Raw genomic sequence first — 18,957 nt, forward strand, 5'->3', positions numbered from 1 at the left:
GCCTATGTTGCCTAGAACCCTGCTGTGCCTTGCCCTGGCTTCCACTTCTACCGCGACCTTTGCCGATACGGTCTGGCTGAAAAACGGTGACCGCATTTCCGGCAAGATTACCGTGTTCGACGGTGGCAAGCTGATGATCAAGACCGAATACGGCGGCTCGATTCCGCTGGACTGGAAACAGATCAAGACCATGGAGAGCGATCAGGAGCTTCTGGTTAAGCAGGATGACTATATGGGCGAGAAGCCCAAGTCGATCAAAGCCGCCGAAGATGGCAAGGTCATCCTGCAGAACGGTGAGGCGCCCAAGACCGTCGAACTGGCCAGCATCCAGCAGATCATCAAGCCCAAGCCCGTGGTCACCGACCTGCAGATCAAGGGCAATGTCGACATGGGCCTGGACTACAAGCGCGCCGAAACCGATACCGACGACTATAACGTCGCCTTCAAGACCACCGCCCGGCACGGCAAGTGGCGCCACATCGGCTCGGGCGAGTACAACCGCGAGTCCCAGGACAGCGTCGTCACCACCGACAATTTCGCCTTGGAATACTCCCTCGACCGCTTCTTCACCGATCAGTGGTTCTGGCAGGGGCGCCTGGATTACAAGCGCGACAAGATCGAAGATCTGGAGCGCCAGCGCACCATCGGTACCGGCCCTGGCTACCAGTTCTGGGATGACGAACTCGGGGCGTTCTCGCTGGGCGGCCTGTTCAACCGCACCGACTTCCAATACGCCGACGGCGACAAGGACAACTTCTATTCCGTGGCCATGAAGTGGGACTACAACCGCTACCTGATCGGCAAGACGGTGGAGTTCTTCACCAACGGCGAACTCGGCAAGCCGATCAGCAACGTGGCCGATTACAGCCTGGATGCCGAAGTGGGCCTGCGCTACAAGGTCACCGAGTGGGCATCGCTCAACCTCAAGGCCGAGAAGGATCTGGTCAGCGGCACCAGTGGCGCCGACCTCGACAGCACCCGTTACACGGCCGGTTTTGGCGTCGCCTGGTAACCCTGCAATACGCCGACACATGTCCGCCAGGCCCCGAGTGACGCGGGTTTTGCGGGCATGTGCGGTGCCATCGATTCGCCCCTGCCTTGAATTAACGATTTATTGACGTCATCTAGGGTCTACTGGAAGGCATTCTTCCGTAGAGGAAACCATTTGATGCGCGCTTTTCTATTGCTGTTCCTGTTGTTCCCCGTATTGGAACTGTACGTCTTCTTCAAGGTGAGCACCGCAATCGGGTTTTTCCCCGCGCTGTTGCTCATCATTGCCGGCTCGGTGCTGGGTGTGCTGGTGATGCGCGTGGCCGGTCTGGCCACGGTTCTGCGCACCCGCGCCAGCCTGCAGCGGGGCGAGCTGCCTGCCGAGCAGATGTTCAATGGCCTGGTCACTGCAATGGGTGGTGTCCTGCTGATCGTGCCCGGCTTCATTACCGATGTGTTCGGCGTGCTGTGCCTGCTGCCCTTCACCCGGCATTTCCTGATCCGCAAGGTGCGCGAGCGGGCCCAGGCGCAGGCCATGCGCCAGCGCGCGTTCGCCGACGATATGCCACCCTCGGGTGGTTCGACCCAGGCCTACCGCGCCCACGTGATCGAAGGCGAGGTCATCGAAGGTGAAGTGGTCGGACGCGAAACAGGGCGTACCGATCGCTGAAAGATGCCTTGCAGCTTGTCGACGGCGCCTTCGGGCGCCGTTTCTTTTGGCCGTTGGTATGGAAATTTTTCACCCTGGCCCTTGTAATCCCATGCGCCGACCTCATGTATGGGTCACCGCAAGGTTTGTGGCATCAGCGCCACACATGTTTCCGCGTCTTGCGCTGCAAGACGCGACCGGTTACGCCGGAAGATCCACGCCGCCGGTACACACCGGCCGATGAAAACCATAATTAGGAGAGATCGACAATGAAGCTTCGCCCTCTGCATGACCGCGTCGTTATCCGTCGCAGCGAAGAAGAGTCCAAAACCGCTGGCGGTATCGTTCTGCCAGGTTCGGCCGCTGAAAAACCCAACCGTGGCGAAATCGTCGCAGTGGGCACCGGCAAGATCCTGGATAGCGGCGAAGTCCGCGCGCTGGCCGTCAAGGTGGGTGACAAGGTGGTCTTCGGCCCTTACTCGGGCAGCAACACCGTCAAGGTCGACGGTGAAGACCTGCTGGTGATGAGCGAGAACGAAATCCTCGCCGTCGTCGAAGGCTGATACCACTGAACGCCCGTTACTCCCCAGTATTCAAGGAAATCGATCATGGCTGCTAAAGAAGTTAAATTCGGCGACTCCGCCCGCAAGAAAATGCTCACTGGCGTCAACGTCCTGGCTGACGCGGTAAAAGCGACCCTGGGCCCGAAAGGCCGTAACGTGATCATCGAGAAAAGCTTCGGCGCCCCGACCATCACCAAGGACGGCGTTTCCGTTGCCAAGGAAATCGAGCTCGAAGACCGTTTCGAAAACATGGGCGCGCAGCTGGTCAAAGACGTTGCCTCCCGTGCCAATGATGACGCAGGCGACGGCACCACTACCGCTACCGTTCTGGCTCAAGCCATTGTCAACGAAGGCTACAAGGCCGTCGCTGCTGGCATGAACCCCATGGACCTCAAGCGCGGCATCGACAAAGCGACCATCGCCGTCGTTGCTGAGCTGAAAAACCTGTCCAAGCCATGTGCCGATACCAAGGCTATCGCTCAGGTCGGTACCATCTCCGCCAACTCCGACAGCTCCATCGGCGACATCATTGCCGAAGCCATGGAAAAAGTCGGTAAAGAAGGCGTGATCACCGTTGAAGAAGGCACTGGCCTGGAAAACGAACTGTCGGTCGTAGAAGGCATGCAGTTCGACCGTGGCTACCTGTCCCCGTACTTCGTCAACAAGCCGGAAACCATGGTCGCCGAGCTGGACAGCCCGCTGATCCTGCTGGTCGACAAGAAAATCTCCAACATCCGCGAAATGCTGCCGGTGCTGGAAGCCGTTGCCAAGGCCGGCCGTCCGCTGCTGATCGTTTCCGAAGACGTCGAAGGCGAAGCTCTGGCGACTTTGGTCGTGAACAACATGCGCGGTATCGTCAAAGTCGCTGCCGTCAAGGCGCCTGGCTTCGGTGACCGTCGCAAGTCCATGCTGCAGGACATCGCCGTATTGACCGGCGGCACCGTCATCTCCGAAGAGATCGGCCTGAGCCTGGAAAGTGCCACCCTGGAGAACCTGGGCAGCGCCAAGCGCGTGACCATCTCCAAGGAAAACACCATCATCGTTGACGGCGCTGGCGTTGAAGGCGACATCCAGTCCCGTATCAACCAGATTCGTCAGCAGATTGGCGAAACTTCCTCGGACTACGACCGTGAAAAACTGCAGGAACGTCTGGCCAAGCTGTCTGGCGGCGTTGCAGTGATCAAGGTAGGCGCTGGCTCCGAAGTTGAAATGAAAGAGAAGAAAGCCCGCGTTGAAGACGCCCTGCACGCAACCCGCGCAGCCGTCGAAGAAGGCGTGGTACCTGGCGGTGGCGTTGCGCTGATCCGTGCTCTGGAAGCGCTGACCAACCTGACCGGCGATAACGCCGACCAGAACGTCGGTATCGCTGTACTGCGTCGCGCAGTCGAAGCACCGCTGCGCCAGATCGCTGCCAACTCCGGCGACGAGCCAAGCGTTGTGGTCAACGAAGTCAAGAACGGCACAGGTAACTACGGTTACAATGCTGCAACTGGCGTCTACGGCGACATGATCGAAATGGGCATCCTGGATCCTACCAAGGTGACCCGTTCGGCATTGCAGGCAGCAGCCTCCATCGGTGGTCTGATCCTGACGACCGAAGCAGCCATCGCTGACAAGCCGAAAGCCGAAGGCGCAGCTGGCGGCGGCATGCCAGACATGGGCGGCATGGGTGGCATGGGCGGCATGATGTAAGCGAGCCCTCGCGCTCTACCTGTTTACAGGTAAGAAAAACCCCGGCCAGTCATGGCCGGGGTTTTTTTATGCCTGCCCAGCCTATAAGCTGCGCGAGCCCCGTCGGGGCGACAGCAGCACTCGGAGATCTGCCCATGCGAATCCTATTGGTTGAAGACAACCGCGACATCCTGGCCAACCTGGCCGATTACCTGGGTATGAAAGGCTACACCGTCGACTGCGCCCAGGACGGTCTGTCCGGCCTGCACCTGGCGGCCACCGAACATTACGACCTGATCGTGCTCGACATCATGCTCCCGGGCATCGACGGCTATACGCTGTGCAAACGCCTGCGAGAGGATGCCCGACGCGATACGCCGGTGATCATGCTCACTGCACGCGATCAGCTCGATGACCGCCTGCAGGGCTTTCGTTCAGGTGCCGACGACTACCTGCTCAAGCCGTTCGCGCTGTCCGAGTTGGCGGCGCGCATCGAAGCGGTCCTGCGCCGTGCCCAGGGCGGTGGTCGTCGCTCGCTGCAGGTCGGCGATCTGATCTACGACCTCGACACCCTGGAAGTCACCCGCGAGGGCCGCCTGCTCAAGCTCAACCCGGTGGGCCTCAAGCTGCTCGCCGTGCTGATGCAGAAGAGTCCCCATGTGCTGCGCCGCGAAGTGCTCGAAGAAGCCCTGTGGGGCGATGACTGCCCCGACAGCGACAGCCTGCGCAGTCACGTCCACCAGTTGCGTCAGGTGATCGACAAACCGTTCGACAAGCCTCTGCTTCACACCGTGCATGGCGTGGGTTACCGCCTCGCCGAAGGCCGCGATGGAGTTTAAGCAGAGCCTCGCACAACGCATCATCATCGCCTTTGCCTTGATGAGCGCCCTGGTGGCGGGCGCTTTCGCGGTCGGTATCGTGGCCACCGTGCACCTGGTCGAGGAGCGGCTGATTTCCGCAGGCCTGGGCGGCGACCTGCAGCGCCTGCTGCTGATGGACAACGGCGCCGACTGGAGCCATCGCCCTGAACCCGACCAGTTGTTCTACTACGATGGAGGTCCCGGCGAATTCGAGCTGGCGCCGGACGTGAAACATTTGCCGGTCGGCTTTCACGAGGTGTTTCGCGACAAGTTGTCCTACCACGCGATGATCCAGGTGGTCGACGGGCGTCGCTACGCCCTGTTGCAGGACCAGAGCGATTTCGAAGAGCGTGAGCGCGTGCTGTTCGCCGTGGTACTGGTGGGTTTCGTTCTAAGCCTGGCCCTGGCGATCTTTCTCGGCTGGGTGCTGGCGCGCAAGGTCATGGCGCCCGTCGTGCGCCTGGCGCGTCAGGTGCGCCATCGCGATCAGATCCTCGGCATGGCGCCGCCCCTGGCGCCGGACTACACGGCCGACGAAGTCGGTGAGCTGGCCGTGGCGTTCGATGCCACCCTTGGCCGCCTGCGCGATGCACTGACCCGCGAGCGCCTGTTCACCAGCGACGTCAGCCATGAATTGCGCACCCCGCTGATGGTGCTGGCCAGTTCCTGCGAACTGTTGCTGGAAAATCCGGCGCTGCCCGAGCGGTCGCGTGCCCAGGTGCAGCGCATCGCGCGCGCCTGCGAGGACATGCGCGATCTGGTGCAGACTTTCCTGATGCTGGCGCGCGCTCAGCGCGATGACAGCGGCCGCGTGACGCCGGCCACCTTGGGCCAGGTCGCCGAAGACCTTATGACGCAGTGGCGACCCGCGATCGAAAAGAAGGGCCTGAGATTGGAATTCGTGGCCGGTGCGCCCCTGAGTCAAACCTACAACGGTACCTTTCTACACGCGGTGATGGGGAACCTGTTGCGTAATGCCCTGCATTACACCGATCAGGGCTTCATTCGCCTGACGCTGGACGCGACAAGCTTCCAAGTTGAAGACAGCGGCGTGGGCATTCCCGAGGCTCAGCGAGAGGCCATGTTCCAGCCTTTCGTGCGTGGCCCTGAAAAGCGCGGGGAGGGTCTAGGCCTGGGGTTGTCGCTGGTTCAGCGTATCTGCGAAGACCAGGGCTGGCAGGTCCAACTGGAGCCTGTCGAACCCCACGGCTGTCGCTTCACCATCGAACTTGGATTGGGCAAACACGCATTGGCCTGATGCTTGCTTCCAACTGCCGCGTGCCATTACTGTAGGAAATATCCTGTATCACCTAGGAAATTTCTGACAAATTTTTCACAGTGACATGACCTGGCCACGACGGTTGGATGAATAAGGTGTGCGCCATCTGTCCTAGAGGCGTGCCCCATGTCCGATCCCGTCAAGTTGGAATTTTCCGAGAAGTATGACCGCGCCCACGCGCAGAAATATTTTGATAAACATCGCAACAGTTTTGCTCGACGCATGTCACACAGGCGCGACGAGCAACTGGCCCGCAAGGCACTGGCGCTGGTCGGCGAGCCCGGCCTGGTGCTGGACCTGCCGTGTGGTGCCGGTCGCTTCTGGCCGCTGCTGGCCGAGAAGCACAACCGCGTGATCATCGGTGCGGACAATTCGGCGGCGATGGTCGAAACCGCGTGCGCCTCGCAACCCAAGGACATCGTGGAGCGGGTGCAGCCGTTGCAGACTTCGGCGTTCGATATTGCCCTGCCGGACAATTCGGTAGACAGCATCTTTTGCATGAGGTTGCTGCACCACATCGGTGAAGCCGAACACCGCCTGACCATTCTCAGGCAGTTTCACCGGGTAACCCGTGACAGCGTGGTGTTGTCGCTGTGGGTCGACGGCAACTTCAAGGCCTGGAAGCGTGAGCGGGCCGAACAGCGTCGACGTCTGCGCAACGATCAGGACGAGTATCAGAACCGCTTCGTGTTGCCTGCGGCAACCGTGGAAGCGGAGTTCATCCAGGCCGGTTTCCGTATTCAGGAGCGCCTGGACTTTTTGCCGATGTACGCCATGTGGCGAGTATACGTTCTACGTAAGGGGTAAGCAGGATGGCGGTTGAGGGCATGACGGCAGGCACGGCAAGCGGCAAGGCCGGCTTCGATCACTACTGGCGGCAGCAGGGCGCGTGGGTGGAGGAGCCCAACGTGCGCCGTGGCGGCGAAAGCGGCGTGCAACGCCTGTTCGCGGCCGACGGGCAGATGATCTACGTCAAACGTCAGGTCGGACACATCTATCGCAGCTGGCTGCATCCGTTCGGTCGTCCTACGGTATTGCGCGAACGCGATGCGTTGACCGCGCTCTACCAACTGGACGTCAACGTGCCGAAGATGATCTTCTGTGGCACCCAGCGCGACGAGAACAACGAGTGGCAAGCACTGTTGGTGACGAAGTCGCTGGACGGTTTCGAAGAGTTCGAGCATTGGTTGCAGGGCGGCGGTCGCGAGCGTCATGGCGAAGCAGTCTACGAGCAGGTTCTGCAGAGCCTGGCGACCAACCTGGCGCGCATGCACCGCGGACGCTGGCAACACAGCTGCATCTACATCAAGCACGTATTCGTCCGCGTGACGGGCGAAGGTAGCAATGCGCGCGGTGAAGTGGCGCTGCTGGACCTGGAGAAGTGCCGTCAACGCATGACCGCTCAGCAGGCGGCCTCACACGACATGAAGCAGCTGCGTCGCCATTCGTCGTTCAGTGATCCGGACTGGCGCAAGCTGATCTACCTTTATGAGGCGGCATTCGGCAGCTCCATCAAAGGTTTACAGTGATGAAACTAGAAATCGCACGAGGTTTGTTTCTGGTGGCGGCGCTAGGCGTGGCCACCGCGGCGGTAGCAGCGTGGGAACAACCGCGCTCGGCCATCCTCAGCGCTGCCCACGGCGAGGGCAACTGTCCGTTGCCGCGCTCCCAGAAGGCGCAGATGGCCGTCACTCCGGACAAGGATTTCATCCTGTTCATGCTTGGCCTGAGCCAGGGCGTACGCACTCAGGGGTAAGGCGCCCAGCTCACCTGTATTCAAGCCACGTTCAGGTGCAGGTACAGGTGATTGTCCCAAAGCCCCGACGGCAGTTGCAGCGGCGCTCCCACCAGCTGTGGAGCGCGGCAGTCGTAGTAGCGGCAGCGGCCTTGCCCCGAGGTCACCACGAAACCATCTTCCACGGCACCGACGCCCGCGCAATCGGGCAAGGTGCCGTCGTGCTTCACCGCACCGCTGTCCATGTCCCAGATGAAGAAACGGTTGGCCCTGGGCGCGGTGAGTGCCACCAGGCGCAGTTCGCTGTGCACTGCGACGCTGGCGGTGTAGTGCCCCATCGACTGCAATTGTTCAAGCGAAACAGGGAAGGCCTGAAAGGCCTGGCCCGGTCGCTTGACGGCCAGCAGCGGGGCGCTCTCGTGGCTCGGGCCCATGAACTGCTGACAGGCGAACACGGTATCGTCGGCACTGATCGCCAGATGCCGCACGCTGTTCATCGGCTGCTCCAGGCATTCCTTGCTCAGCAGCGAGCCATCGCGACGCATCATCACCAGGCTGGGCTGCATGGCGTCCAGGTTCATCTCGACCCGGCTTTCAGCTTCGGTGCGGATGCCACCGTTGGCCACCACCAGGGTTTCGCCGTCCGTCATCCATGACACCTGATGCGGGCCGATACCGTGGGTGGACAACTCGCCGCTGTGCACCAGGCGCCCATCGACGAAGCGATAGACACCCAGCACGCCACGGCCTGGATCGGTGGTGTCGTTCTCGGTGGCATATAACCATTCGCCGTCCTTGTGAATCACGGCGTGGCCATAGAAATGCCGATCAGGGCGCGATTCCAGGGTTTGCAGCAGCGCCCCATCGCGCAGGTCGATCAGGTAACTCTGGGTGCCGGGACGACGCGCGACGAAGAGGGCCACCGGCAAGGTCGGGTGGTCGACGATGTCATGACAGCGTTGGCCGACCTGGGTGGCGAACACCTCACGGCCGTCCAGCCGATAACCCACGGCGTAGTGCCCGCCATCGGCATCGTCCCGGGCCGACAGCAACAGCGGTTCACGCTGTGCCTGCCTGGACAGTGTCCAGTTGCCCAGAGTCAGGGCCTTGAGCAGCACTTGGGTCAGCTTCTGCGCCGAGCGTGCGATCATCGTCAGTCACCGTCGTTGGCATTGAAGCCCAGCTGGATGTTCAGGGCGCGGGCCAACTCGCCTTCGTGCAGGCGGTGGACCACGTTGAGGCTGTCGTAGAGGGTGTTGAGAAACTGTTTGCCGGCATCGTCGCCAAGCAGGTCGCCCAGGCTGCGCGTGTTGCTGTCGAGCAGCTTCATGGACGTGGCGTAGGCCGCATCGATCTTGTCGGCCAAGGCTTTCTGGTCGCTGGGTAGCAGGCCGCGCAGGCCCTTGTTGTCGACGCCGGCCCAGACGGTCTGCGCGGCCGCCAGACTGGCACGCACGCTGTGTATCGACTGGGCGCTGCGCCAGGCTTCGGCCTGGTAGGGTTGGGCGATGCCCTTGGTGAGGCGGCCCATGGGCGCGCCGAGCTTCTTCTTCAGGGTGTCGAGTGCGGTGACCTGGGCCCGCAGGACGTCGGCGATGGCCTCGTGGGAATCGGCGTAGCGCTGATTGGGAAACTTGGTCATCTGCGCAAGCATGCCGTCGGCGCTGTTCCAACTGGCGAGAATCTCTTCGGCCAGTGCTTTCTGGTGCTCGCCGATGGCAGTGAGCAGCGGGCAATAGCGAGCCTTCTGCGCGGCATCGGCAATTTCCGGCTTGCTGTCGAAAAGGATGTACTCGTACGCCGACAGGCCCTGTACCACCACGCTGGCCTTGGCCAGGCTCTGTGCATCGATGGGTTGCTCGGCGTTGGCGAGCTGCTCGACCTGGCGCCCGACCAGGTTTTTCTTGTCCGGCCAGAACTGCACCGACCAGGCCTTGTTGCCTTCGGCCAGCGGGCCGATCAGCAAGGGTTGCAGCTCGGCCCAGGCTTTTTGCGCCTTGAGGAAATCAGCGCGCGCGGCGTCCAGTGGCTGGGAGCCCTGGCAGAACGCCAGGGCGCTGGCGGCCAGTTGCCGATCGGCTTCTACCCAACGGCTGTAGGTCGGCAGGATGACCTGCTTGGCGATGGCGGCACTGGTGACGGCTTGCTGGTCTTGGGGCGAGCAGGCGCCCAGTGCCAGGGCAGCGAGGCCGGTGAAGAGCAGCTTGGGACGGAACATGTAGGCTCCTGAAACGTGTAGTCATCTAGAGAGAGTTCAAGAACGCCAGCAGCGCAGCGCGCTGCTGGTCGTCGAATTGCAATACCTGCTGTTTGGCCGTTTCGGCCTCGCCGCCATGCCACAGCACGGCTTCGAGAAGGTTGCGCGCACGGCCGTCGTGAAGGAACTGGCTGTGCCCGCTGACCGTTTCGCTCAAGCCGATGCCCCACAGCGGCGGCGTCCGCCAGTCCTGTGCGCCGGCCTTGAACTCGCTGCGTCCGTCGGCCAAGCCTGGACCCATGTCGTGCAGCAGCAGATCGGTATAGGGGCGAATCGTCTGGTTGCGCAACTCCGGTTCCGCGGCGTCGCTTGCCGTGGTGTATTGCGCCACATGGCAACCCTGACAGCCAGCCTGGTAGAACAGATTCTTGCCGGCCAGCACCTGCGCAGAGTCGACGTCGCGTCGCGCCGGTACGCCGAGGTTGCGGGTGTAGAACAGCACCAGGCGCAGAATGTTATCACTGACTTCGGGTTCGCCGCCCGGGCCATTGCCATTGATCGCCCCACGGCAGGCGGTTTGCGCCGCCGTGCACTCATCGAACGGACGCAGCGAAGTGGTCAGCCCCATGTCGCCGGAGAAGGCATGCACATTCTGCTGATTCAGGTTGGGCTGCCCGGCTTTCCAGCCGAAGCGGCCGAGCACGGTACGGTTCTGGGCATCGTCCCATACCTGATTGGGCCGGCCCTTGACCGGGCCGGCGCTCTCGGCCTGGTGGCGGGCATTGGCCAGGATGTCCTGCTCGCTGATCGCTTCGAGCAGGCCCAGACCGATCATCGGTGGCGCGATCCGCGCCGAGAAGCGTGTATCGGGATGCAGGTCGCCGTAGCCCAGTTGGCTGATCTGCAGCTGCGGCTTGCGCAGTTCGATCTGCGTACCGTCCTTGAAGCGCACCGGCACGCTCTGGTAGGTCACCCGCACCTTGCCTTCAGGGGCGTGACCGGGGATGGCCATGTCCTGCAATTGCGTGCCATAGACCGGTTCGGGCACCACGCCCAGGCGCTCGATCTCGCGCAGGTAGTTCGGGCTGTCGGGCAGCGACAGGCGTACCAGCATGGACACGGCACTCAGCGCGTCGTCCTCGGGCGGGTGGCCGCGACCGTCCTTGATGTGGCAGTTCTGGCAGGCGTTGGTGTTGAACAGTGGCCCCAGGCCGTCGCGCGCGGTGGTGGTGGATGGCGCGATGACCCACGGACTGCGGAAGAAACTGTTGCCCACGCTGAAATCCAGGCGCCGGACCGGCGACAGATTGGCCGAAGGCATGGAGTAGGCATTGACGTCGAATTTGCGCACCGTGGCCTGGCCCGCGCTGTTCGCTTCGCCAGGTTCGGCCTGGGTGAAGCGCGGGGCGTCGTCGCACCCGCCCAGGCCGCAGGCCAGAAGCAGAGAGACGAAGCAGGGCAGGGCTGTGCGCATGGTCTGGAAGCTGTGGGAATCGGTTGAATGTTTGGCGATGGGGCTGTGAAAGCCTGGCGGGCAGCGGACTCGCCGCGCGCTTCGCCTGTACGGGCTTTCGAGCCTTGGGTGAACGGGCTGCACCGGACGCGCGAGTGCCTGTCGGTGCAGCCCGGATCGATCAGAACTCGTGGTCGGCGGTGTCCGGGTTGAGATCGGTGATACCCAGTTTGCCGGCGGCCTGCTCGATAGCGCCGGTCTGCTTGACCAGGGCGGCGATGGCATCGCGCACCACTTGCTGGCCAGCGGTGTTATCGCTGCTGATCAGCTGATCGAAGTGCTCGCCCTTGTTGGCGCGGTCGACGATGGCCTGCATCTTGGCTTCGGTGTCGGCAAGATCGGCCTTCAACGCGGTATCGGTAGCTGGGTCGGCCTTGGCCACCAGCGAGGACAGGCTTGCACCGGTCAGCTTGGTGCCATCGGTACGCGTGTACTCGCCCAGGTAGACGTTGCGGATACCCTTGGCGTTGTAGAACGCCGAGTTGTGCGTGTTGTCGCTGAAGCAGTCGTGCTCGTCTTCCGGCGAGTTGGCTTCCAGGGCGACCTTCATGCGCTCGCCGGCCAATTCGCCGAGGGACAGGCTGCCCATGCCGAAGAGCATCTTGCGCAGGCCGCTGTCGACCGGCTCGCCCACCAGGGTGGCGCGGTAGTTGTCGGCGACGTTGGGTTTCCAGTTGGCGAGCATCTCTTCGAGGTCGCTGACCAGCAGGTCGGTGACGGCCTTGAGGTAGGCACGACGACGGTCGTTGTGGCCACCGGTGGCACCGGCGCCTTCCAGGTAGTCGGACGCTGGGCGGTTGCCGGCGCCTGGGCCGGTACCGTTGAGGTCCTGGCCCCAGAGCAGGAATTCGATGGCGTGGTAGCCGGTAGCGACGTTGGCTTCCGAACCACCGAGTTCGTTCAGGCTGGCGAGCTTCTCGGGGGTGATGTCGCTGACGTCGACCTTGTCTTCACCGACCTGGATGATTTTGTTGGCGATGATGTTGGCGGTAGCGCCGGGGTTGCCCAGGGCGTGCTCGTAGCTCTTGTCGGTGTAGTCGATCAGGCCTTCGTCCAGGGGCCAGGCGTTGACCTGACCTTCCCAGTCATCGATCAAGGTATTGCCGAAACGAAAGGTCTCGGTCTGCAGGTACGAAGGACGCGAGGCAACCCAGGCATCGCGCGCAGCTTTCAAGGTGGCGTCGCTGGGCGCGGCAAGGAAGGCGTCGACGGCTTTCTGCAATGCCTGAGCGGTGGTCAGGGCATCTTCGAACGTGGCGTGCACGATGTCCGCGTAGTGGGCGACCACGGCCTTGGCCGCAGCTTCGTCGAGGGTGCCGGAAGCCGTGGGCACCGCAGCCGGGGCCGCCGGCGCGGAGGCGGCCGGGGCTGGGGTCTGGGCGGCGGTGGTGGTTTGCTTGTCCTTGCTGTCGCAGCCGGCAAGAGCGATGGCGATGGCCAGCAGACTGGCGGTGGCCAGGGGCGTACGAATCATGGCGAAATCCTGCGTCAAGAGTGGCGAGCGGGCGCGCGGAGGGCGCGCAAAACTGCGCCATAATGCGAAAGATATGCATTTTCTGTAAAGGGCTAATGTGAAAAAAGCTTCAGGCTGACGCGTTGCGCTAACTCTGCGACGGCGTCGAGGTGAGGTGGGTACGGCTGCGCTCCGATTGCTTGAGCAGGGCCGTCAACTCACGCGCCGCCAGCGGCTTGCTGTAGAGGTAGCCCTGACCCTCGTGGCAGCCCTGGGCGACGATGTAGGCCTCCTGCTCCAGAGTTTCGACACCTTCGGCGATGACCTGCATGTTCAGGCTCTTGCCCAGCTGGATGATGGCCCGCACGATGGTCGCGTCATCCTCGTCGCTGAGCACGTCCTGGACGAAACTCTTGTCGATCTTGATCTTGTCCAGAGGCAGCGACTTCAGGTAACTGAGCGATGAATAGCCAGTGCCGAAGTCGTCGATGGCAATCAGTGCGCCCGAGCGGCGCAGGCTCAGCAGGTGCTGCGCGGCCGTGCTGATGTCTTCCATGAGGCCGGTTTCGGTCACCTCCAGCTCCAGGCTGCGCGGCGGCAGACGATACATTTGCAGGATGTTGCTGACTACGCGGGGCAGTTCGTTGTGGTGCAACTGCACCGTGGACAGGTTGACTGCCATGCGCAGGCCGATGAAGCCCTGGTCATGCCACTCGCGCAACTGGCTGCAGGCCTGATTGAGGACCCATTCGCCGATGGCGATGATGCTGCGGTTCTGCTCGGCCAGGGGGATGAACTGATCGGGGGGAACCAGGCCGTGTTCCGGGTGCTGCCAGCGCAGCAGCGCCTCGACGCCGACGATACTGTGGTCGCGGTAGCTGATCTGCGGCTGGTAGACCAGGTGCAGTTGATTGCGCGCCAGTGCCTCGCGCAGGTCCTTTTCCAGCTCGCGGCGTCGGCGCATCTCGGTGTCGACGCTGGCGATGTAGAACTGGTAGCGGTTGCGCGAACGGACCTTGGCCAGGGTCATGGTCTGCTCGGCTTTCTGCAGCAGCTTCTCGGTACTGTCGCCGTCTTCGGGAAACAGGGTGATGCCGATGGTGGCGCGCAGGCGGATCGAATGCTCGTCGAGCGCGAAAGGGGCATCGAGGTCGTCGAGAATGCGCTGCGCCAGCTCCGCTGCCTTGTAGGGCTGTTCGATGTCCGCCTGAACCAGCGCGAACTGGTCGCCGCCCAGGCGTGCCAGGTTGCCGAACCTGCCGCTGTGAGCCCGCAAGCGATCGGCCAGGGCGCGCAGCAGGAGGTCACCCGTCTGGTAGCCGAACTGCTCGTTGATGCCCTTGAAGTCATCCAGGCCGACGCACAAGACCGCGACCCGACGCTGCAGGCGATGAGCGTCAAGCAGGACCTTGTCCAGTTGTTGCTGCAGTTGCACGCGGTTGGCCAGGCCGGTCAGCACGTCGTGCTGGGCCATGTGCAGCATGGTGTCTTCGGCTTCGTGGCGCAGTTGGGTGTTGCGCTCGATGGACGCCAGGAGCTGGTTGGCCGTGTTGACCCACAGGCCCAGCTCATTGTGCTCATGACCGCGTGGCAACGGCAGTTGGTATTCACCGGGCCGGTCGGGATTGATCTGCAGCAGGTGTTCGATGATTCGTGACAGCGGCTTGGTCAGCAGCCAGTGATAGATCAGGTACAGCAACAGGCCCAGGGCCAGGGCGCGCAAGGTGCCGGAAATGAAGATGATCACCGAGCTGACGATGAAGTCCTCGCCATAGGTGGCGGTGTCCAGGGTGATGTGCAGGTCGCCGTAGTATTCGCTGAACGGGCCGCGACCGACCAGGCGTGTGCTGAAGCTGCGCTCCTGGCCCAGGATGCGATCGGTCAGCCAGCGGCTGCTCAAGCTCTGCAGTGGGCGCGAGCGTTCGGCCAGCATGGCTTCGTCGGGGTGGCCGATGGACGCTTGACGCACCGCTTCATCCTGAAACAGCCCTTCGATTACCTGCATGCCCATTTCCCGGTCCAGGCTGTAGAGCGCCTGGGTCGAAGGGTCGCGGAACATGGCCAGGATCCGCTCGGCGTCGGCGGAGATGGCCTGGCGGGTCTTGTAGCCATCGAAGACGATCTGCGCACAGCTGAGCACCATGCCCACGACCAGGGCCGACATCAGCACCGCGCGAAGCAACTTGACGGACAAGCTGTTCCTGACTTCCAGCTTCAATGGCAATTCCTTGTGTCGAACGCTTGGTATCAAGATGCCACGAGTATTGGCAACTTACCGTGGGCCGTAAAGCCACAAATGAACGCGAATCGTACCGATTGTCTCGAATGGCGACAGGCGCGCCAGTGTGTCGGCCGGCCTGGATGCATTCTTGAGCGACAATCTGGCAACAAGCTGGACGGGAAGTGCCATCGGCGAATGCAGGCGGGCACAAAAAAGCCCGGCACGAGGGCCGGGCTTTTCAGAAACGATGTGGCTTATGCAGTGAAGGCGCGGCCTTCGTACTGCTGGGCCACGAAGTCCCAGTTCACCAGGTTCCAGAACGCCTCGACATACTTTGGACGCACGTTGCGGTAGTCGATGTAGTAGGCGTGTTCCCAGACGTCGCAGGTCAGCAGCGGGGTGTCGCCGTTGGTCAGCGGGTTGCCGGCACCGATGGTACTGGCCAGGGCCAGGGAGCCGTCAGCTTTCTTCACCAGCCAGCCCCAGCCGGAACCGAAGGTGCCGACCGACGTCTTGGTGAATTCTTCCTTGAACGTGTCGAACGAACCGAACGCGGTGTTGATGGCTTCGGCCAATGCACCGGTAGGCTGGCCGCCGGCGTTGGGTGCCAGGCAGTTCCAGTAGAAAGTGTGGTTCCAGACCTGGGCGGCGTTGTTGAAGATGCCACCGGACGACGACTTGACGATTTCTTCGAGGGTCTTGCCTTCGAACTCGGTGCCAGGCACCAGGTTGTTCAGGTTCACGACATAGGTGTTGTGGTGCTTGTCGTGGTGATACTCCAGGGTTTCCTTGGAGATGTGCGGCTGCAGGGCATCGTGGGCGTAGGGCAGCGGCGGCAATTCGAAAGCCATGGTGATTCTCCTAATCAGGTCTGTTGCGGTTTGCGCACGGCCGATCACGGGCGGCCTGAGAAACGTCGGCGAGTTTTTACTCTTTGCGACGCAGTGCCGGATCATAGCATCGGCATGGGGCCTTAACCACGCAACAACTGTGTGGGATAGAGGTTCCAGAGCCTTTGCCTGGCCAGACTGACGGTTTCAGGTGAACACCAGCTGCGCCGCGACCGCGAACATCATCACCGCCACCATCAGGTCGAGCAGGCGCCAGGTGGTGGGGCGTGCCAACCAGGGGGCGAGCCAGGCCGCAGCCAGGGCCAGGCCGAAGAACCATACCAGCGACGCGCTGGTCGCACCGGCCACATAGGCCGCCGGTACGCTTTGCTGGGCGCCCAGTGAGCCGATCAACAGCACCGTATCCAGGTACACATGGGGATTGAGCAGGGTCACCGCCAAGGCACTCAGCAGCACTGCCTTGCGCGAGCGCAGCCCGGTATTGTCGGCCCGTTCCAGGCTCTGCCGCGAGCAGGCACGGCGCAGCGCCTGGGCGCCGTACCAGAGCAGGAACAGGGCGCCGCCCCAGCGCGCCACCGCCAGCAACGTCGGATTGTGCGCCAGTAGCGTGGCCAGGCCAAACACACCGGCGGCCACCAGCAGCGCGTCACAGGTCACACACAAGAGGGCTACGGGCAGGTGATGCTCGCGGCGCAAGCTCTGCGCCAGAACGAACGCATTCTGCGTGCCGATCGCCATGATCAGGCCGAACGAAACCAGCAAACCATTCAGGTAACTCTGCCACATCGGTGTTTCTCCCTTTAGAAGCTGGCCATTGTGAGGACTGGCGCGGTATAAGAAAAACCAATAGTGCTGATCACTCATTAGGGAAACTGATGTTCGATTACAAGCTGCTCGCCGCACTGGCTGCCGTGGTGGAACAGGCCGGGTTCGAGCGTGCTGCCCAGGTGCTGGGCTTGTCGCAATCGGCGGTGTCGCAGCGGATAAAACTGCTCGAAGCACGGGTGGGTCAGCCGGTGCTGATCCGCGCCACGCCACCGGCACCGACCGATATCGGCCGGCGCCTACTCAACCATGTGCAGCAGGTGCGATTGCTCGAGCGTGATCTGCAGGGGCAGGTGCCGACGCTGGATGAGCAGGGCATGCCCGAGCGCCTGCGCATCGCCTTGAATGCCGACAGCCTGGGCACTTGGTGGGCGGGCGCGGTGGGTGAGTTCTGCATTCGCGAGCAGTTGCTTCTGGACCATGTGGTGGAGGATCAGGACGTCGGCCTCAAGCGCATGCGTGCCGGTGAAGTGGCGGCCTGCCTGTGTGCCAGCGAGCGGCCTCTGGCCGGCGCGCGCAGTCTCTTGCTGGGGGCCATGCGCTACCGGGCGCTGGCCAGCCCCGATTTCATGGCCCGGCATTTTCCCGACGGGTTCAACCCGGCCCATCTGCCGCGCACGCCCGCACTGGTGTTCGGCCCCGACGACTATCTGCAACACCGCTTTCTGGCATCGCTGGGTCTGGCCGAGGGCTTTCTCCATCACCTGTGCCCCTCGTCCGAGGGCTTCAACCGTTTGGCCAAGGCCGGCATGGGTTGGGGCATGGTGCCAGAACTGCAGGTCGAGGACGCGCTGGCCGAAGGCAGTCTGATCGAGATCTGCGTCGGACATCCGGTGGATGTGCCGCTGTACTGGCATCACTGGCGCAACGGCGGACAGCTGCTCGAACGGCTCACGCAGCATCTGCGCGACGGTGCCGGGAGCTGGTTGGTGCCGCTGTGAGCCCTGCGCGCGTCTATCGGTAGCAGGCGTCGTCCAGGCGTGCAGTGCACGCCCGTAAATCACCTAGAAGCACGCGGCAAAGCCCTTTTCCGGGCGAGCTGCGGTTACACATTGATCGATGTACAGCGGAGCAATTCATGAAGATTCTGGTCACCGGCGCAAGCGGCTTCATCGGCGGACGCTTCACGCGTCTGGCGCTGGAGCAGGGGCTTGAGGTGCGCATCAATGGTCGCCGGGCCGAAGGGGTGGAGCATCTGGTTCGACGCGGTGCGCAGTTCACCCAGGGTGACTTGCTCGACCCCGATCTGGCCAAGCGCCTGTGCATAGGCATCGATGCGGTGGTGCATTGCGCCGGTGCCGTGGGTACCTGGGGCCGCTACCAGACGTTTCATCAGGCCAACGTCGAAGTCACCGAGAACGTCGTCGAGGCCTGTCTCAAGGAGCATGTGCAACGGCTGGTGTACCTGTCGTCGTCGGCGGTCTATGTCGACGGCCGCAGCCACCTTGGACTCAAGGAAGAGCAGGTGCCGAAGCGCCTGCGTGGCCATGAGGCGCGCACCAAGTGGCTGGCCGAGCAGAAGGTTCTGGGCGCCGCCGAGTTCGGCCTGGAAACCGTCGTGCTGCGCCCGCATCGGGTGACCGGCGCTGGCGACGGGCAGCAGTTCGCACGGCTGATCGAGCGCCAGCGCAAGAATCGCTTGCGGATCATCGGTGACGGCTTGAACAAGGTCGATTTCACCAGTGTGCAGAACCTCAACCAGGCACTGCTGGGCGCGTTGTCGGCGGGCGATACCGCGCTCAATCAGGTCTACAACATCAGCAATGGCGCGCCGATACCGTTGTGGGACGTGATCAACTACGTGATGCGCCAGCTGGAATTGCCTCAGGTGCAGCGCTATCGCGATTTCGGCCTGGCCCACGGCAGCGCTGCGCTCGGCGAGGCGGCCTGCCTGCTCTGGCCCGGCCAGCCTCGGCCGCGACTGTCGCGCTACGAGGTGCAGGCGCTGCATGAGCATTTCACGCTGGATATCAACCGAGCCCGACACTATCTGGGTTACGACCCGCGGACGTCGCTGTGGGCATCGCTGGATGAGTTCTGTGGCTGGTGGCGTGCCCAGGGCGCGCCCGGCGCCTGAGCCAATTGCCTCGGTGGTCGGTCGATGACCACCGTGGCGAGGTTATACTCGCGGTCCCGGCCATTACCCCGTG

18 protein-coding genes are annotated in these 18,957 nt (G+C 62.7%); 11 read left to right on the forward strand and 7 right to left on the reverse strand.

All coding sequences use genetic code 11. The features are described 5' to 3' along the window. Positions 1-4 precede the first annotated feature (4 nt). From ASF66_RS19945 to ASF66_RS19985, 9 genes are all read left to right on the forward strand, one after another. A complete protein-coding gene (locus ASF66_RS19945) occupies positions 5-1,012 on the forward strand; it encodes a DUF481 domain-containing protein (RefSeq protein WP_056845064.1) in 1,008 nt (335 codons plus the stop codon). A gap of 156 nt (positions 1,013-1,168) precedes the next feature. Further along, positions 1,169-1,660 carry an FxsA family protein gene (locus ASF66_RS19950; RefSeq protein ID WP_056845065.1) on the forward strand — a complete coding sequence of 164 codons (492 nt, stop codon included), beginning with the start codon at positions 1,169-1,171 and terminating at the stop codon, positions 1,658-1,660. Positions 1,661-1,908: 248 nt separating this feature from the next. Then, positions 1,909-2,202 (forward strand): co-chaperone GroES, encoded by a 294-nt coding sequence (locus tag ASF66_RS19955; protein WP_043186886.1) that lies wholly within the window; start codon positions 1,909-1,911, stop codon positions 2,200-2,202. Positions 2,203-2,247: 45 nt separating this feature from the next. After that, entirely contained in the window at positions 2,248-3,894 is a 1,647-nt protein-coding gene (gene groL / locus ASF66_RS19960) for a chaperonin GroEL (protein ID WP_056845066.1), read from the forward strand. A 134-nt stretch (positions 3,895-4,028) separates the two neighbouring features. Beyond that, entirely contained in the window at positions 4,029-4,712 is a 684-nt protein-coding gene (gene colR, locus ASF66_RS19965) for a two-component system response regulator ColR (protein ID WP_043186890.1), read from the forward strand. Further along, on the forward strand, positions 4,702-5,991 hold the full coding sequence (locus tag ASF66_RS19970; protein WP_056845067.1) for a sensor histidine kinase: 1,290 nt from the start codon (positions 4,702-4,704) through the stop codon (positions 5,989-5,991). Before colR ends, ASF66_RS19970 begins: the two co-directional genes overlap by 11 nt. 147 nt (positions 5,992-6,138) lie before the next feature. Beyond that, positions 6,139-6,819 carry a class I SAM-dependent methyltransferase gene (locus tag ASF66_RS19975; protein WP_056845068.1) on the forward strand — a complete coding sequence of 227 codons (681 nt, stop codon included), beginning with the start codon at positions 6,139-6,141 and terminating at the stop codon, positions 6,817-6,819. 5 nt (positions 6,820-6,824) lie between these two features. After that, complete coding sequence (locus ASF66_RS19980; RefSeq protein ID WP_056845069.1) at positions 6,825-7,541, forward strand: lipopolysaccharide kinase InaA family protein; 717 nt, start codon at positions 6,825-6,827, stop codon at positions 7,539-7,541. Continuing rightward, on the forward strand, positions 7,541-7,768 hold the full coding sequence (locus tag ASF66_RS19985; RefSeq protein WP_049860644.1) for a hypothetical protein: 228 nt from the start codon (positions 7,541-7,543) through the stop codon (positions 7,766-7,768). Before ASF66_RS19980 ends, ASF66_RS19985 begins: the two co-directional genes overlap by 1 nt. A gap of 20 nt (positions 7,769-7,788) precedes the next feature. Here the strand turns inward: ASF66_RS19985 and ASF66_RS19990 are convergent, their stop codons facing one another. The 7 genes from ASF66_RS19990 to ASF66_RS20020 form a co-directional block, all read right to left on the reverse strand. Next, entirely contained in the window at positions 7,789-8,898 is a 1,110-nt protein-coding gene (locus tag ASF66_RS19990) for a DUF1513 domain-containing protein (RefSeq protein WP_056845070.1), read from the reverse strand. 2 nt (positions 8,899-8,900) lie between these two features. Then, positions 8,901-9,965 (reverse strand): imelysin family protein, encoded by a 1,065-nt coding sequence (locus ASF66_RS19995; protein ID WP_056845071.1) that lies wholly within the window; start codon positions 9,963-9,965, stop codon positions 8,901-8,903. A 25-nt stretch (positions 9,966-9,990) separates the two neighbouring features. After that, complete coding sequence (locus ASF66_RS20000) at positions 9,991-11,418, reverse strand: di-heme oxidoreductase family protein (RefSeq protein WP_056845072.1); 1,428 nt, start codon at positions 11,416-11,418, stop codon at positions 9,991-9,993. Positions 11,419-11,578: 160 nt separating this feature from the next. Beyond that, the gene (locus tag ASF66_RS20005; RefSeq protein ID WP_056845073.1) at positions 11,579-12,931 is read right to left on the reverse strand and encodes an imelysin family protein; all 1,353 of its coding nucleotides are present in this window, start codon (positions 12,929-12,931) and stop codon (positions 11,579-11,581) included. Positions 12,932-13,058: 127 nt separating this feature from the next. Further along, positions 13,059-15,128, reverse strand: a complete 2,070-nt coding sequence (locus ASF66_RS20010) for a putative bifunctional diguanylate cyclase/phosphodiesterase (RefSeq protein WP_056845074.1) — start codon at positions 15,126-15,128, stop codon at positions 13,059-13,061. Positions 15,129-15,385: 257 nt separating this feature from the next. Further along, on the reverse strand, positions 15,386-15,982 hold the full coding sequence (locus ASF66_RS20015; RefSeq protein WP_043186911.1) for a superoxide dismutase: 597 nt from the start codon (positions 15,980-15,982) through the stop codon (positions 15,386-15,388). Positions 15,983-16,168: 186 nt separating this feature from the next. After that, a complete protein-coding gene (locus ASF66_RS20020; RefSeq protein WP_056845075.1) occupies positions 16,169-16,768 on the reverse strand; it encodes a LysE/ArgO family amino acid transporter in 600 nt (199 codons plus the stop codon). A gap of 89 nt (positions 16,769-16,857) precedes the next feature. Between ASF66_RS20020 and ASF66_RS20025 the strand changes: the two genes are divergently transcribed. Next, positions 16,858-17,748: a LysR family transcriptional regulator ArgP gene (locus ASF66_RS20025; protein WP_056845076.1), complete on the forward strand. Its 891-nt coding sequence runs from the start codon at positions 16,858-16,860 to the stop codon at positions 17,746-17,748. A 137-nt stretch (positions 17,749-17,885) separates the two neighbouring features. Next, positions 17,886-18,884 (forward strand): NAD-dependent epimerase/dehydratase family protein, encoded by a 999-nt coding sequence (locus tag ASF66_RS20030; protein ID WP_056845077.1) that lies wholly within the window; start codon positions 17,886-17,888, stop codon positions 18,882-18,884. The last annotated feature ends 73 nt before the right edge of the window (positions 18,885-18,957 follow it).

Origin of the sequence: Pseudomonas sp. Leaf129 (assembly GCF_001423465.1) — a bacterium.
In the GTDB taxonomy this organism is placed as follows: Bacteria; Pseudomonadota; Gammaproteobacteria; order Pseudomonadales; family Pseudomonadaceae; genus Aquipseudomonas; species Aquipseudomonas coleopterorum.

Excerpts from the sequence above, each read along its gene's own strand:
- ASF66_RS19945 (WP_056845064.1), top strand. The coding sequence starts at position 5 with ATGTTGCCTAGAACCCTGCTGTGCCTTGCCCTGGCTTCCACTTCTACC.
- ASF66_RS19950 (WP_056845065.1), top strand. The coding sequence starts at position 1,169 with ATGCGCGCTTTTCTATTGCTGTTCCTGTTGTTCCCCGTATTGGAACTG.
- ASF66_RS19955 (WP_043186886.1), top strand. The coding sequence starts at position 1,909 with ATGAAGCTTCGCCCTCTGCATGACCGCGTCGTTATCCGTCGCAGCGAA.
- groL (WP_056845066.1), top strand. The coding sequence starts at position 2,248 with ATGGCTGCTAAAGAAGTTAAATTCGGCGACTCCGCCCGCAAGAAAATG.
- colR (WP_043186890.1), top strand. The coding sequence starts at position 4,029 with ATGCGAATCCTATTGGTTGAAGACAACCGCGACATCCTGGCCAACCTG.
- ASF66_RS19970 (WP_056845067.1), top strand. The coding sequence starts at position 4,702 with ATGGAGTTTAAGCAGAGCCTCGCACAACGCATCATCATCGCCTTTGCC.
- ASF66_RS19975 (WP_056845068.1), top strand. The coding sequence starts at position 6,139 with ATGTCCGATCCCGTCAAGTTGGAATTTTCCGAGAAGTATGACCGCGCC.
- ASF66_RS19980 (WP_056845069.1), top strand. The coding sequence starts at position 6,825 with ATGGCGGTTGAGGGCATGACGGCAGGCACGGCAAGCGGCAAGGCCGGC.
- ASF66_RS19985 (WP_049860644.1), top strand. The coding sequence starts at position 7,541 with ATGAAACTAGAAATCGCACGAGGTTTGTTTCTGGTGGCGGCGCTAGGC.
- ASF66_RS19990 (WP_056845070.1), bottom strand. The coding sequence starts at position 8,898 with ATGATCGCACGCTCGGCGCAGAAGCTGACCCAAGTGCTGCTCAAGGCC.
- ASF66_RS19995 (WP_056845071.1), bottom strand. The coding sequence starts at position 9,965 with ATGTTCCGTCCCAAGCTGCTCTTCACCGGCCTCGCTGCCCTGGCACTG.
- ASF66_RS20000 (WP_056845072.1), bottom strand. The coding sequence starts at position 11,418 with ATGCGCACAGCCCTGCCCTGCTTCGTCTCTCTGCTTCTGGCCTGCGGC.
- ASF66_RS20005 (WP_056845073.1), bottom strand. The coding sequence starts at position 12,931 with ATGATTCGTACGCCCCTGGCCACCGCCAGTCTGCTGGCCATCGCCATC.
- ASF66_RS20015 (WP_043186911.1), bottom strand. The coding sequence starts at position 15,982 with ATGGCTTTCGAATTGCCGCCGCTGCCCTACGCCCACGATGCCCTGCAG.
- ASF66_RS20020 (WP_056845075.1), bottom strand. The coding sequence starts at position 16,768 with ATGTGGCAGAGTTACCTGAATGGTTTGCTGGTTTCGTTCGGCCTGATC.
- ASF66_RS20025 (WP_056845076.1), top strand. The coding sequence starts at position 16,858 with ATGTTCGATTACAAGCTGCTCGCCGCACTGGCTGCCGTGGTGGAACAG.
- ASF66_RS20030 (WP_056845077.1), top strand. The coding sequence starts at position 17,886 with ATGAAGATTCTGGTCACCGGCGCAAGCGGCTTCATCGGCGGACGCTTC.